Annotated in this window: 10 protein-coding genes; 7 read left to right on the plus strand and 3 right to left on the minus strand. The window is 48.2% G+C overall.

Going from position 1 to position 15,635, the window contains the following annotated elements:
• Window positions 1–153: 153 nt before the first annotated feature.
• On the minus strand, window positions 154–2,442 hold the full coding sequence (locus B5F78_RS13515) for an NADP-dependent malic enzyme (RefSeq protein WP_022041106.1): 2,289 nt from the start codon (window positions 2,440–2,442) through the stop codon (window positions 154–156).
• Between the two features lie 301 nt (window positions 2,443–2,743).
• Here B5F78_RS13515 and B5F78_RS13520 point away from each other — a divergent pair, with 301 nt between their 5' ends.
• The 7 genes from B5F78_RS13520 to B5F78_RS13550 all read left to right on the plus strand — a co-directional run bounded on the left by B5F78_RS13520 (window position 2,744) and on the right by B5F78_RS13550 (window position 13,517).
• Window positions 2,744–3,949 carry an efflux RND transporter periplasmic adaptor subunit gene (locus tag B5F78_RS13520; RefSeq protein ID WP_022041105.1) on the plus strand — a complete coding sequence of 402 codons (1,206 nt, stop codon included), beginning with the start codon at window positions 2,744–2,746 and terminating at the stop codon, window positions 3,947–3,949.
• 41 nt (window positions 3,950–3,990) lie between these two features.
• The gene (locus B5F78_RS13525; protein WP_087210748.1) at window positions 3,991–7,419 is read left to right on the plus strand and encodes an efflux RND transporter permease subunit; all 3,429 of its coding nucleotides are present in this window, start codon (window positions 3,991–3,993) and stop codon (window positions 7,417–7,419) included.
• Window position 7,420: 1 nt separating this feature from the next.
• On the plus strand, window positions 7,421–8,812 hold the full coding sequence (locus B5F78_RS13530; protein WP_204502690.1) for a TolC family protein: 1,392 nt from the start codon (window positions 7,421–7,423) through the stop codon (window positions 8,810–8,812).
• Between the two features lie 28 nt (window positions 8,813–8,840).
• Complete coding sequence (gene lpxA, locus B5F78_RS13535) at window positions 8,841–9,608, plus strand: acyl-ACP--UDP-N-acetylglucosamine O-acyltransferase (protein ID WP_013617643.1); 768 nt, start codon at window positions 8,841–8,843, stop codon at window positions 9,606–9,608.
• Between the two features lie 133 nt (window positions 9,609–9,741).
• On the plus strand, window positions 9,742–11,121 hold the full coding sequence (locus B5F78_RS13540) for a hypothetical protein (protein WP_087406961.1): 1,380 nt from the start codon (window positions 9,742–9,744) through the stop codon (window positions 11,119–11,121).
• Window positions 11,108–12,058: a GDSL-type esterase/lipase family protein gene (locus B5F78_RS13545; protein WP_022041101.1), complete on the plus strand. Its 951-nt coding sequence runs from the start codon at window positions 11,108–11,110 to the stop codon at window positions 12,056–12,058. The genes B5F78_RS13540 and B5F78_RS13545 overlap by 14 nt, the downstream gene beginning before the upstream one ends.
• Window positions 12,036–13,517 (plus strand): MBOAT family O-acyltransferase, encoded by a 1,482-nt coding sequence (locus B5F78_RS13550; protein ID WP_087250870.1) that lies wholly within the window; start codon window positions 12,036–12,038, stop codon window positions 13,515–13,517. Before B5F78_RS13545 ends, B5F78_RS13550 begins: the two co-directional genes overlap by 23 nt.
• Window positions 13,518–13,926: 409 nt before the next feature.
• Here the strand turns inward: B5F78_RS13550 and B5F78_RS13555 are convergent, their stop codons facing one another.
• Together B5F78_RS13555 and B5F78_RS13560 are read right to left on the minus strand one after the other, a co-directional pair.
• The gene (locus tag B5F78_RS13555) at window positions 13,927–14,409 is read right to left on the minus strand and encodes a radical SAM-associated putative lipoprotein (RefSeq protein WP_087210737.1); all 483 of its coding nucleotides are present in this window, start codon (window positions 14,407–14,409) and stop codon (window positions 13,927–13,929) included.
• Window positions 14,410–14,421: 12 nt separating this feature from the next.
• A complete protein-coding gene (locus tag B5F78_RS13560; RefSeq protein WP_087406962.1) occupies window positions 14,422–15,501 on the minus strand; it encodes a TIGR04133 family radical SAM/SPASM protein in 1,080 nt (359 codons plus the stop codon).
• Window positions 15,502–15,635: the final 134 nt, after the last annotated feature.

A 15,635-nucleotide genomic window follows, 5' to 3' on the forward strand; every position in this document is an offset into this window, starting at 1 on the left:
CTCCTGTTCTTCGTCAGATAGCCCGCTATCTTCCTCATCACAGAAGCGAAAATGCCTCAAAAACTCATCCCAAATCATCGCACGATAAATTCAAAACAGCTTCTTAATTTGCGAAAATCTGTGTAAATCTGCGTTTCAAACAGAGACATAAATTTATTTTTGGTTATGCAACTTCTTGGCTACGATCGCATCGATGCAGGCGATAGCGGTGATGTTGACGATATCGCGCACCGAGCTTTCAATGTCGGTAAAGTGAATCGGTTTGTTCAGTCCCATCTGAATCGGGCCGATTACTTCTGTTTCGCTCATGCTTTGGATAAGCTGGTAAGTAGCGTTGGCAGAGTTCAGGTTCGGGAATACCAGTGTATTGACTTCTTTACCTTTCAGGCGGGTGAACGGATATTTCTCGTCACGCAACTCGTTGTTGAGGGCAAATCTTGCCTGCATTTCTCCGTCGATAGCCAGATCGGGGAATTCTTGCTGCATGTAGGCTAAGGCTTCGTGCACTTTAGCCGGGCTTCCTTCCTGGTCGGAACCGAAGTTGGAGTAAGCAAGCATTGCCATTACCGGTTCTTGGTTGAAGAAACGTACTGCTTTGGCAGACAATTTGGCGATGTCAATCAGGGTTTCTGTGTCGGGGTGGTGGTTGATCAGTGTATCGGCAATGAAGTAAGTGCCTTTCTTGGAGTTCAGGATATGCATGGTGCCGAAGTGTTTGTATCCCGGCTGGATGCCGATAACTTCTTTTGCCACCTTAATGGTGTTGGTATATTTGGTATACAGACCTGTAACGAAAGCGTCTGCTTCACCGGTTTCTACCATCATCATACCGAAGTAGTTACGTTCGAACATCTTGTCGTTTGCCTCTTGATAGTTTGCTCCTTCACGGGCACGTTTCTCGCTCAAGATGCGTGCATAGCGTTCACGGCGCTCTGCTTCACGGTCATGACGCAAGTTGACGATTTCGATGCCTTCCAAGCTTAAATCCAGTTCTTTGGCAAGTTTCTCGATGCGTTCTTCGTTGCCCAACAGAATCGGGTGGCAGATGCCTTCGGCTTTTGCTTCTACCGCAGCTCTCAACATGTTGGGGTGGATGCCTTCAGCAAATACGACACGCTGCGGGTCTTGGCGTGCGGTTTCGTATAACTGGCGGGTAAGCTTGTTTTCTTGTCCCATCAGTTCGCGCAAGTGATTCTTGTATCCGTCCCAGTCGGTGATATGCTTGCGTGCTACTCCCGAATCCATAGCAGCCTTGGCTACAGCCATAGACACTTCGGTTATCAGGCGCGGGTCAACCGGTTTCGGAATGAAATAATCGGGTCCGAAGGTCAGGTTGTTGACATGGTAAGCGTTGTTTACTACATCGGGTACCGGTTTCTTTGCCAGTCCGGCAATGGCGCGTACGGCTGCCAGTTTCATTTCTTCGTTGATGGCTGTGGCACGGGTGTCGAGTGCGCCGCGGAAGATGTAGGGGAATCCGATAACGTTGTTGATTTGGTTCGGGTAATCAGAACGTCCGGTCGACATTAATACATCCGGTCGTGATGCCATGGCGTCTTCGTACGAAATTTCGGGTGTCGGGTTTGCCAATGCGAAAACAATCGGGTGAGAAGCCATGCTGCGTACCATGTCTTGTGTCAGGACATTCCCTTTGGAAAGTCCCAGGAATACATCGGCGCCTTTGATGGCTTCGGCTAATGTATGTACATCGGTGCGGTCTGTCGCAAAGAATTTCTTCTGTTCGTTCAGGTCGGTACGCTCTTTGGTTATGACCCCTTTGCTGTCCAGCATCAGGATGTTTTCCAGTCGCGCTCCCAGTGAGATGTAAAGTTTGGTGCATGATACGGCAGAAGCTCCGGCTCCATTTACTACAATCTTTACTTCTTCTATCTTCTTGCCTGCTACCTCCAGCGCATTCAGCAGTCCTGCACTTGAAATAATGGCAGTTCCGTGCTGGTCATCGTGCATGACCGGAATGTCCAGTTCTTCTTTCAAGCGTTGTTCGATTTTGAAACATTCGGGAGCTTTGATGTCTTCCAGGTTGATGCCTCCGAATGTCGGGGCAATCGCCTTTACAGCTTCGATGAATTTGTCGGGATCTTTTTCGTTGACTTCAATGTCGAATACATCAATGCCTGCGTAAATCTTGAACAGTAATCCTTTTCCTTCCATAACCGGTTTGCCGCTCATGGCACCGATGTCTCCCAATCCCAATACGGCGGTTCCGTTCGAAATAACCGCTACCAAGTTTCCTTTGTCTGTGTAGTCGTATGCAGTGTCGGGGTTCTTTTGGATTTCCAGGCACGGTTCCGCTACACCGGGAGAATAAGCTAAAGACAAATCACGTTGGGTTTGATAAGGCTTGGTCGGTACGACCTCAATTTTTCCAGGCTTGCCTTGCGAGTGATAAAGCAGGGCAGCTTCTTTTGTTATTTTCACCATCTTCTTTTAGATTTATCGTTAATGTGTTGTGCAAAAGTAAGAATAAAATAACAAATGGACGATATTTAGGCTTTAAAAACTCTAAATTGCAGGAATCGTCACATTTTTTGTCGATAAGATTTGTCATTTGGTCGGATTATTAGGACTATATGTAATAACTTCTTTGTTTTATGGTTATTCTTAGTTAAACACCTATTTTATATAGACACTTTTTTCCTATCTTTGCAAAGCTCAAACGAATGCATTTGGGTAAGTTTTCATAGGCAATTAACAAATCAAGGAAACACTAACAGTTATATTTATGAATATGAGCATGAAAAAAAACAGAAGTTTTTCTTCTAGCCGGATAGCCCTTTTGGCATTGGGCATATCGGCGTTGACTGCATGTAGCAGCCAAGGCGGTAAAATGGGTGATGACGAGTTCACAGTACAGGAAGTGACTTCTACTTCCAGTAATCAGGTGACAAAGTATCCGGCAACAATCAAAGGTTTGCAGGATATTGAAATCCGTCCGCAAGTGTCGGGATTTATCGTGAAATTGTGTGTAGACGAAGGTGCTACCGTTCATAAGGGACAAGCGTTGTTCCAAATTGACCCCACACAATATCAGGCGGCGTTTGACCAGGCTAAGGCAGGAGTTGAGTCTGCGAAAGCAAATCTGAAGACTGTTTCGGAAACGGAAGTGAACAAAAAGATGCTTCACGAACAGAAAATCATCAGTGATTTTGAATATCAGACTGCCGTCAACAACCTGTTGACAGCTAAGGCAAGCCTGGCACAGGCTGAAGCTTCGTACACTGCTGCCAAGCAGAATCTGGGATTCTGTACGGTGACCAGCCCTTCGGACGGCGTTATCGGTACGTTCCCCTACCGTATAGGTGCACTGGTAAGCCCGTCGGTAGCTGATCCTTTGACAACGGTTTCTCAAATCGGGGACATGTATGTGTATTTCTCATTGACCGAAAAGGAACTGTTGAACCTGACCAAGGCAGGTGGTACACTGAAAGAGCAATTGGAGAAGATGCCGGAAGTGCAGCTGGAACTTTCTGATGGAAGCGTTTATGCAGAAAAAGGAAAGATTGATGCCGTGAGCGGTGTTATCGACCAGGAAACCGGTTCGGTAAGCATGCGTGCCATTTTCCCCAATAAGCAGAATGTACTGCGGAGCGGAGGTATGGCGAACATTATCTTCCCTTATACAATGGAAAATGTATTGTTGGTTCCGCAGTCGGCTACGGTAGACATCCAGGACAAGAAGTTCGTTTACGTATTGCAACCGGACAGCACAGTGAAGTATACGGAAATCCAAATCTCGAACTTGAACGACGGCAAGAACTACATTGTGCTTGACGGTTTGAAGTCGGGCGACAAGATTGCCGTAGAAGGTGTAACCCGTTTGAGCGACGGTATGAAGATTACTCCGATTACCCCTGCCCAAAGAGAAGCCAAGTATCAGCAGGCTTTGAAAGACCAGAGAGAAGGCAATCTGGCTACAGCTTTTAATTGATTCAATACGTAAATATCGTTATATAATATATAAGGTATAGAATGAAACTAGATAAATTTATTAACCGTCCGGTATTATCAACCGTTATCTCAATTTTGTTGGTAATCTTGGGTTTTATCGGTTTGGCTACTTTGCCAATTACCCAATATCCGGACATCGCGCCGCCTACCGTTTCGGTTAGTGCGACCTATACAGGTGCCAATGCACAGGCTGTATTGAACTCCGTGATTTCTCCGTTGGAGGACCAGATCAATGGTGTGGAAAACATGATGTACATGCAGTCTACCGCTACCAATAACGGCTCGGCACGTATCACAGTGTATTTTAATCAAGGAACTGACCCCGATATGGCGCAGGTCAATGTGCAGAACCGTGTGACTCAGGCTCAAGGTCTGTTGCCTGCTGAAGTAACACAGGTCGGTGTGACCACCATGAAGCGTCAGACCTCTATGTTGATGATTTTCTCTATCTATGATAAGGAAGACAAATACAACATCGAGTTCCTCGAAAACTACGCAAGTATCAACTTGATTCCGGAAATCAAGCGTGTAAGCGGTGTGGGTGATGCCAATGTGATGGGTACCGACTACTCCATGCGTATCTGGTTGAAACCGGATGTGATGGCGCAGTATAAGTTGGTGCCGAGTGACATTACGGGAGTATTGGCAGAACAGAACGTGGAAGCTGCTCCGGGACAGTTCGGTGAACGCGGTAACCAGTCGTTCCAATATACCATCCGTTATAAAGGACGTTTGTCGAGCGAAACAGAATTCGGCGATATTGTCATCAAGTCTTTGCCGAACGGTGAATTGCTTCGCTTGAAAGATGTAGCCGAAATGGAATTGGGCCGTTTGACTTACAACTTCAACAATACGGTAAACGGTCACAAGGCTGTATCTTGTATCATCTATCAGATGGCAGGAACCAATGCGACGGAAACCATTGCTAACTTGGAAAAAGTGCTTGCCGAATATGAAAAGAATCTTCCCGAAGGCTTGGGTATCAACATTGCACAGAGTGCCAACGACTTCTTGTTCGCTTCTATTCACGAGGTTGTCAAGACGTTGATTGAAGCATTTATTCTGGTGTTTATCGTAGTATATATCTTCTTGCAGGATATGCGTTCTACGTTGATTCCGGCGATTGCCATTCCGGTAGCTTTGATTGCCACCTTCTTTGCCTTGAAGATTATCGGCTTCAGTATCAACTTGCTGACCTTGTCGGCTATGGTGCTTGCGATTGCGATAGTCGTCGACGATGCCATAGTCGTCGTCGAGGGTGTCCACGCCAAGTTGGACCAGGGATATAAGTCAACGCGTGAGGCATCTATCGATGCCATGAGCGAATTGGGCAGCGCCATCGTTTCCATTACGTTGGTGATGATGTCTGTGTTCATTCCGGTAAGTTTCATGAGTGGTACGGCAGGTACCTTCTACCAGCAGTTCGGTCTGACCATGGCGATTTCTATCGGTTTCTCGGCTCTGAACGCCTTGACGCTTTCTCCGGCATTGTGTGCCTTGTTCTTGAAACCGCATAATTCGGAAGCTACGTTGAAAGAACGTATGGGTACGGCTTATAAGGAATCTCGTAAGATTCTCGTGGCACGGTATACAGACGCTCTCGGTAAGTGGATGAACCCGAAGATTGTCATTCTCTTTACGGTTGTTGCCATTCTGGGTATGATTTTCGGCTTGTTCAGTTTCGAAGAACATCCGGTGCTCTGTATCGTGATGATTATTATCAGTGTCTTGGCTTTTGCCGGTATGACTACCGACAAGTTCAAGAACTCGTTCAACAAGTCGTATAATTCGTTGCTGGCAAAATACAAGAAACGTGTCGTATTCTTTATCCACAAACGTTGGCTGTCAATGGGTATGGTTGCCGGAGCGATTGTGCTTTTGGTCGTATTCATGAGCATTACACCTACCGGTATGGTGCCGAATGAAGATACGGGTACCATTATGGGTTCTGTGACTTTGCCTCCCGGCACTTCTCAGGAACGTGCGCGTGAAGTATTGGCACAGGTAGACAGCCTGATAGCTGCCGAACCAGCCGTTCAGTCACGTACGGTGATTTCCGGTTTCAGCTTTATCGGTAGCGGTCAGGGACCTTCTTACGGTTCTATCATCATCAAGCTGAAAGACTGGGAAGAACGGAGTACGCAGCAGAGTTCAGATATTGTGGTCGCTACGTTGTTCATGCGTTCACAGAAACTCTTCAAGGATGCGCAGGTATTGTTCTTTGCGCCCCCGATGATTCCGGGTTATTCTATTTCAACCGATATCGAGTTGAACATGCAGGATAAGACCGGTGGTAGTCTGGATCACTTCTTCCAGGTGGTAAACGACTATATTGCCGCTTTGCAGGAGCGTCCGGAAATCAATTCGGCTTCTACCAACTTTAACCCGAGCTTCCCGCAATATCAGTTGGATATTGATGCGGCAGCTTGTAAGAAGGCGGGTATTAGTCCGAGCGATATTTTGACAACCATGCAGGGCTACTTCGGTGGTATCTACGCATCTAACTTCAACAGCTTCGGTAAGATGTACCGTGTGATGATTCAGGCAGAACCCGATGCTACAAAGAACTTGGAGTCGTTGAACGGAATCAAGGTGCGTGGCAGTGACGGCGAGATGGCTCCTATTTCGCAGTTCGTATCGCTGAAGAAGATTTACGGTCCGGATGTCATCAGCCGTTTCAACTTGTATACTTCTATTCAGGTGATGGTTTCTCCGGCAGCCGGTTATTCTTCGGGTCAGGCATTGCAAGCGATTGCTGAAGTAGCAAACGATAACTTGCCTGCCGGTTTCGGTTACGAATTGGGAGGTATGGCGCGTGAAGAGGCACAGACCACCAATACGACAGGAATTATCTTTGTGCTCTGTCTGGTATTCGTTTACTTGTTGCTGAGTGCACAGTATGAAAGCTACCTGTTGCCTTTGGCAGTATTGTTGTCAATACCTTGCGGTTTGTTGGGAAGCTTCCTGTTTGTCAACGGTTTCTCGGCATTGGGCAGTATTCCGGCATTGAAGATGGTATTGGGAACGATGTCGAACGATATTTATATGCAGATTGCGTTGATTATGTTGATGGGTCTGTTGGCAAAGAATGCCATCTTGATTGTAGAGTTCGCGCTCGACCGTCGTAAGCAGGGTATGAGTATATCTTGGGCAGCTGTCTTGGGTGCTTCCGCCCGTCTGCGACCGATTCTGATGACTTCTTTGGCAATGATTATCGGTTTGCTTCCGTTGATGTTCGCCTTTGGTGTAGGTGCCCACGGTAACCGTACATTGGGTGCTTCGGCTATCGGCGGTATGTTGATTGGTATGATTTTCCAGATTTTCATCGTTCCGATTTTGTTCGTGACGTTCCAATGGTTGCAAGAAAAAGTTAAACCGATGGAATGGGATAGCTTGGACGAAAGCGAAGTGGAATCTGAAATTGAACAGTATACTCCTACTAAACGATAAGATGATAATGAAGAAACAAATAATAGGAATTGTGTGCGTAGCTGCTATGATGAGCAGCTGCCACATTTATAAATCGTATGACCGTCCAGAAACGATAGATGCTTCGGGCATCTACCGTGACCCGGTTTCGCCTACGGATACGTTGGCAACAACCGATACGACAAATATGGGAAACCTGCCTTGGCAAGAAGTTTTCCGCGATGCCAAGCTGCAGGCGCTTATTGAAGAGGGATTGGCGAACAATGTGGATTTGCAGGCTGCCGCCCTTCGGGTGGAAGAAGCGAAAGTCATGCTGACTGCTGCCAAGTTGTCTTATCTCCCTTCCATCAATCTGGCTCCTCAAGGTACTGCAACCAGCATGGATGGAGGAAATTATGTAAAGGCTTATACGCTGCCGGTTGCAGCCAGTTGGGAACTTGATTTCTTCGGTAAGATTCTGAATACGAAACGCGGGCAGAAGGTGGCTTATCTTCAGAGCCAATATTCTGAACAAGCTACACGTTCGCAAATCATTTGCGGCATTGCGAATACGTATTATTCTTTGTTGATGCTCGACCGTCAGGTAGAGATTACAAGCCAGACTGTAGACATCTATAAGGAAAACGTACGCACGATGGAAGCGATGAAGATTGCCGGAATGACTACCGAGGCTGCTGTAGCCCAGATGCGTGCCGCTTACCATCAGGTACAGGCTTCGTTGCTGGACTTGCAGCGTCAGGTGCGTGAAACTGAGAACTCGCTTTGCGTGCTGTTGGCAAAGACTCCTCAGCCGATTGACCGCAATACTTTGGATGAGCAGGTGATGCCGGAAGGTTTGACGGTAGGCGTTCCTTTGCAATTGTTGGAAAACCGTCCCGATGTTAAGATTGCCGAGATGACTTTGGCAAGTGCATATTATACAACCAATCAGGCGCGTGCTGCGTTTTATCCGGGATTGAACATTACGGCTACGGCAGGTTGGACGAACGGGTCGAACATTTCGGTTGCCAATCCGGCTGAGTTCATGTTTCAGGCATTGGCTTCATTGGCACAACCCATCTTTAACAATGGCAAATTAGTGGCTAACTTAAAGGTCTCGAAAGCTGAAGAAGAGATTGCACGTATGAATTACCAGCAGACCATTCTGGAAGCCGGAGAGGAAGTCAGCAATGCCTTGCGTCTCTATGATACACAAGACAAGAAGCTGGAACACGACCGTCAGCAGGTAGACCAGTTGGACAAGGCGGTTACTTATACCAAAGCATTGTTCCAAAGTGGTGATGCCACATACCTGGAAATCCTGACGGCACAGCAGAACCTGCTGAGCGCTCAATTGACCGAAGTTTCGGACAATATGCAGCGCATACAGGCAGTCGTTTCTTTGTATAGTGCATTGGGCGGAGGTAGAGAATGAGATTTATTAACCTTAAAATAAAGCAACTATGATCAGTCCTTTAGCTTATGTTGACCCGTCTGCAAAGATTGGCAACAATGTTACGGTTCATCCGTTTGCCTATATCGATAAGAATGTCGAGATAGGGGATGACAATGAGATTATGCCTTACGCAAGCCTGATGAGTGGTACACGTATGGGTAACGGTAACAAGGTCTGTCAAGGAGCAGTGATTGCAGCTGTTCCGCAAGACTTTGCCTATACAGGAGAAGATACCATTGCACGCATCGGAGACAATAATGTGATTCGTGAGAATGCCGTGATTATCCGTGCTACACATGCCGACCATGAAACATCGGTGGGTAATGGTAATTTTATCATGACCGGTGCACGTTTGTCGCACGACGTGACAGTGGGCAACCGGTGCATTATCGGAAACGGTTCGCAAATTTCGGGAAACTGCATCGTTTTCGATTGCTCTATCCTGACATCGAATGTGCTGATGCAGGGAAATACGCGGCTGGGAAGTTATTCGGTGGTGCAAGGAGGTTGCCGTTTCGTAAAGGATATACCTCCTTATATCGTGGCAGCGCACGAACCGATTGAGTTCTACAGCATCAGTACGCTTGTGCTGGAGCGTGCAGGATTCTCTGAGACCTTAGTCAAGCACATTGCGCAGGCATACCGTATTTTGTACAAGGCAAATACCTCACAGCACGATGCGCTGATCCGTATCAGGGAGCAGATTCCGAACAGTCCTGAAATTGAAAACATTATCAAGTTTGTGGAATCTTCCAAGCTGGGTATCATTCATTGATTTGTATCTCTTGTTGAGATAAGCATAAAAACTTCCAAAGCCCGTAAGGAGCTTTGGAAGTTTTTTATTTGGTACGTGTGTGGCGTATGTCGAAAATCTGTTATCTTTGTGCCGTTTTTTTAGTGTGAGAACGATGAAAAATAAAGTTACATCCACGTTTCTCTTTGCTTTGCTGGTTGCAGGAGGTTTGTTGGCGATGTATTTCCTGCCTGTCTTGAAGATTGGGGGATATACGTTGCGCAAAGTTGATTTACTGTCCGACTTGCGCCCAGACCCTGTGGAGGAGGTGCTGGCAGACTCTGATTCTTTGGTGTTGCCTCCGGTGGTGAAGCCTGCCTTTGTCGATACGTGCAAGACCGGAATGACTTGCATCGAAGACTATGCCGATTCTACGATGCGGGGGATGTCGCATTTCTACGAAGCCTTGTCGGCTTGTCCGACGCTTCACCGTCCCGTGCGTATTGCTTATTTCGGAGATTCGTTTATCGAAGGAGACATTCTCACTGCCGATTTGCGTGCCATGCTTCAGTCGCGTTTCGGCGGTTGTGGTGTCGGTTATGTCCCGGTTACTTCCCGTGTGGCAGGATTCCGCCCCACGGTTAAACATACGTTCAGCGGTTGGAAGACCCATTCGGTTACTGATTCGGTGGGTTTTAACCGCCGTTTGCAGGATTTGTCCAATCATTATTATTATCCTTCGCCGGGTGCCCGTGTTACGTTGAAAGGTTTGGGTACATACGCTGACCATCTGGGAGCGTGCGAGGCGTCTTCCTTCTATTTTGTTTCGCTCGACTCCATCCGGCTTTCGGCTGTACTCAATCAGGGAGCGGATACGGTTTCGTATGCTTTTGCCGGCGACAGCCTGTTACAGGCAGCTACGGTGCAGGAGGATATACGTAGTGTCGAATGGAGAGTGGAACATACAGATTCTACTGCTATCTGTTACGGTGTGACCATGGATCCGTCTTCGGGCATTGTGGTTGACAACTTCAGTACCCGGGGCAGCAGCGGGCAGCAGTTGGGCGGTGTGCCGATGCCGATGTTGCGGGCGTATAACCGGCTCCGTACATACGATTTGATTGTCTTGCAATACGGTTTGAATGTGGCATCGGAAGGTATAACGAATTACCGCTATTACACTTCCGAAATGGTGAAGGTAATCAACCGTTTGAAAGAGGCATTCCCGCAAGCTTCCTTCTTGCTGGTCAGCATCGGAGACCGTGAGTCGAAGGATGAGACAGGCAAGTTGCGTACGATGCCGGGTGTCAAGAACCTGGTGCGCTATCAGCAGGCACTGGCTGCCGAGACGCATATCGCTTTCTGGAATCTTTACGAAGCGATGGGGGGAGAAGGCAGCATCGTGAAGATGGTGGAGAGCAAGCCTCAGATGGCAAACTATGATTATACTCATATCAATTTCAGGGGAGGGAAACACTTGGCTGGATTGTTATTTGAGACATTGATGTACGGCAAGGAACAGCATGAGAAACGGAAGGCTTATGAAAATGAATAGGTTACGATACGCTTTAGCATTGCTCTTTCTGATGGGGCAATGGGTATACGCGCAAGACACCATACCCGTCCAGCCCAAGCCGGACAGGCATTCGGAGCCGATATATTCCAGTGAAGAGATGACCCGGCTTATGGAATTCATTGCCGTAGACAGTCCGATGCCGGATAAGTTCTTGCAGACTGAAGATAATGTTCTGACAGACCCGACGGCTTCTTTAGCGCCTTTTTTTGCAAAGTTAAAACGGTTGGACCGTCCGGTACGCATTGTGCATATCGGCGATTCGCATGTACGTGGACACGTCTTTCCGTATGTGATGCGCCGTTGTCTGGAAGATGATTTCGGAATGAGGGCAGTAGAAGACCTTCCGGTGTCTTATCAGACTTCGGGATTGGCGGTGGAAACAGGTAGGGAAGGAGTGGTGTATCATATCTTGGGGGTAAATGGAGCTACTTGCGCTTCGTATTCCACGCCCGAACGTTTGCAAAAGGTGGCAGACTTGCATCCCGATTTGGTAATCGTGTCATTTGGAACAAACGAGGCGCACGGGAGGCGTTATTCTGCTTCCGAACATACAGAAGCTATGAGAACCATGCTGGCTGTATTGAAACAGCAATGTCCCGATGTGGCTTTTTTATGGACAACTCCGCCCGGTGCTTACGTTAGGAACGGACGGCGCGGACCGCGTGTCATCAATCCGCGGACACCTTCGGTGGTAAGTACCGAATTGCGTTTCGCACGCGAGAACGGGCTTGCCGTTTGGGACTTATACGATATTGTGGGAGGAAAGGAGCGTGCCTGCCTGAACTGGAATGCGGCACATTTCTATCAGCGTGACAAGATTCATTTTACGAGAGAAGGATATATAGTACAAGGTTTATTGCTTCACGAAGCATTCATAAAGGCTTACAACGATTATGTGGCAACTGGATTGGAGTAAACTGGCAGAGGTCCTGACTTATGACCCCAGCCAGCCGATGATATTCAACAGCGGACTGTTTCTGTTTCTTTTTTTAGGGTTCAGCCTGGTTTATGCGCTGTTGCAGAAAAAGACGACGGCACGCCTGCTGTTCGTCACGGCATTTTCGTATTATTTCTATTACAAAAGCAGCGGCATTTATTTTTTCCTGTTGGGAATTGTGACGGTGAGCGACTTCCTGCTTGCCCGGCAGATGGTGCATACGGTCGCTCATTGGAAAAGGAAGTTTCTGGTAGTTGTCAGCCTGTGCATTAACCTGGGCTTGTTGTGTTACTTCAAATACACCAACTTCTTTTACGAAATGCTCTACCCTTTGTGGAACGGAAGTTTTGAACCGCTCGACATCTTCCTGCCGGTAGGCATTTCCTTCTTTACCTTCCAGTCGCTCAGCTACACCCTCGATGTGTATAGGGGCGACCTGAAACCGCTTTCCAGCTTGCTCGATTATGCTTTTTATGTATCGTTCTTTCCCCAGCTGGTGGCGGGTCCCATTGTGCGTGCCCGCGATTTCGTGCCTCAGATACGCCAGCCGCTTAGGGTTACTAACGAGATGTTCGGGCAGGGTATCTTCTTTATCGTGAGCGGTCTGTTCAAGAAGGCGGTCATATCCGATTACATCAGCATCAATTTCGTGGAGCGCATCTTCGATAATCCCGGTTTGTATTCGGGATTGGAAAACTTGTTCGGGGTATATGGCTATGCGCTGCAGATTTATTGCGACTTTTCGGGGTACAGCGATATGGCAATTGGGCTTGCCCTGCTGTTGGGCTTCCGTTTCCCCATCAACTTCAATTCGCCATACAAGTCGGACAGCGTGACCGATTTCTGGCATCGCTGGCACATATCCCTTTCTACGTGGCTCCGCGATTATCTGTACATTTCGATGGGAGGGAACCGCAAGGGGAAGGTCCGCACGTACATCAACTTGATTGTAACGATGCTTTTGGGAGGCTTGTGGCACGGAGCTTCTTGGAATTTCATCGTGTGGGGAGGGCTTCATGGAGCAGCGTTGGCGGTGCATAAGTTCTTGCGCAGCCTGTTGCACCGTCCCAAGACCTATCGCAGTACGGGGATTCGGCGTTTCTTTGCGGTGGTGATTACCTTCCATTTCGTCTGCTTCTGCTGGATATTCTTCCGCAACACCACGTTCGAAGGTTCGCAGACGATGATCCGCCAAATCTTTACTTCGTTCCATCCCGAATTGTTCGTGCAGTTGATTACGGGTTATTGGAAAGTTTTTGCGCTGATGGCGTTGGGTTACGTGCTTCATTGGTTGCCCGATAGCTGGCAGGATGCGTGCAGCCGGGGCGTGGTCCGCCTTCCGCTGGTAGGGCAGGCGTTGCTGGTCATTGTGTTGATATTTATCGTGATTCAGGTAAAGAGCAGCGACATCCAGCCTTTCATTTACTTCCAGTTCTAAGGGAAACGTCTTTCACCGTAGAGGCTTTATGGTCAAACAGAAATGAAATGCGAAAAGTCCGGTGATTCCTTATATTGAACGCAAAGGCGCAAAGGCGCGAAAGGATAATTTGGAGAAGGTAAAAGGTTGCGAAGCCCAATGCCGGCCTTTGTACTCTTGGCTCTCTCAAAGATAAAAACTCAGCGCTTCTGCGTCTTTGCGTTCCATTCCTTTTAATAGGTTGATATTGTGAAGGGATATTGCTGCATGGCCCGATGCATATAGCTTCTTCCCTCAGTCCTTGTAGCCAGGACTGCAGTCCTGATAGGCTAGGACTGGAGTACTGACCGCAGAGGATAGCAGTCCTGACAGGACAGGACTGGCAGGATAATAGGGCGTGTTGGGCTTCGCAGCCGAATGCGTTTGCCATTTATTCCGTATCTTTCTTCAGCTTCTTTTCGACGGTAAACTCGTATTGTCCTTGATACCAGTTGCCCGACCCTTCTTTCACTTGCGTGCTTTCCATATCGGCAAGATCCGTGCTGTCCGATTGGAAAGTGCCTCCGTTGGCTTCTCCGTCGATGTCATCGAAGTAAACTTTCTGCTTGCCGATACCTCCGGTAGTGTTCATTTCGTTGGCAAATGCCCCTTGCTTGTCGGTGTAGACCGTATCGTCCATATACGGATTGGGCGTGTTGTCCCACGCATTTCGGATAATGACCCGAATGTTCTCAATCGGGTTTCCGGCTTCATCGGTCACGGTGCCTTTTACCCGATATTCTACAGAAGGGCTTCCGTATTCTAATGGATAATCATCAGGGTAATCACCATTGTTTTCATCGTCGCAGGCGGTAAATCCTAATGCGACCAGTGCGCCCGACAGGAGACGCGTCATCCATTTGTTTGTTTTCATATACGTTTTGATTTATGATTTGGTGAATAATTTGTGCAAATGACATACTAACAGTTCGCCTTTCTCGTTGCGCAGGTGCATGCCGTTACCCCGGCAATAGCGGAAATAGTCGCACGAGGCACATTCGCCGGTGCGCATCCATTCGCGGTCGCGATAGGGGAGGAAGCGGTTTTCCCATACTTCCATGAACTCGTCCTGATAGATGTTGCCTTGGTGATAATCGGCGCGGATGCTGGGGCACGATGAAATGGAACCGTCTATCAGTACCGAGCCGACGGTGATGCCTGCCTGGCAGCTGAACAGGTGGTCGCGTACGTCTCCTTCGTAGTTGCCCAAGAAGCCTTCGCATCCGTAACTGATGCGGATGTCTCCGGATTGGCGCGTGCGTTTGATGAAGTCCAGCATCCCCCGGAACTCTTCGGGAGAGAGTTGCAGTTCGGCATCGTGCGCCGCCCTTCCTATGGGGAACACGGTGAAGAGCCGCCAGCGTTTCAGTCCGATGCCGATGAGGTATTGTTTCAGTTCTTCCAGATAAGGGTAATTGTGCTTGTTCACGCAGGTCACTACATCGAACACGAAGCCGGGTAAGGCTGCCAGCATACGGATGGCTTTGATGGCACGGTCGAAGCTTTCCGGATGTCCGCGCATCCAGTTGTGCTCTTCCTTGAATCCGTCCAGACTGACGGTAGCCGAGTGCATGCCGGCACGGATGAGGCTTTCCAACCGTTCGGGAGTAAGGAACAATCCGTTTGTCACCATGCCCCAAGGGAATCCTTTTTCGTAAATGGCTCGTCCGCATTCTTCCAAATCTTCGCGCACCAGCGGTTCGCCTCCGGTCAGGATGACGAATACTTTGTGCGGGTCGGTGTGTGCGGCTACATTGTCCAGCACCCGCAGGAAATCTTCTTTCGGCATGTCCTGGTAGCCGGCTATCTTTTTGCAATCGCTTCCGCAATGGCGGCAATGCAGGTTACAGCGCAGCGTGCATTCCCAGAACAATTGCCGCAACGGATGTTCTTTGATAAGGTTGTCGGTAAGCTTCCGGTTGATTTCCAACCCCAGGCGTTTGCGTAGTGTAAGTGATTCTTTCATAAACAATGTTTTTCACATTTTTATTAGAAGCTGTTTTGAATTTCTCCAAAAAGTTTTTCTTGGCTTGATGCATCCGTTTTCGTGTGTGCTTTGGGCGATTTTTTGGTCCTTTCCGCTCCTGTTCTTCGTCAGAT

The organism is Bacteroides sp. An279 (genome assembly GCF_002159615.1).
GTDB classification, from domain to species: Bacteria; Bacteroidota; Bacteroidia; order Bacteroidales; family Bacteroidaceae; genus Phocaeicola; species Phocaeicola intestinalis.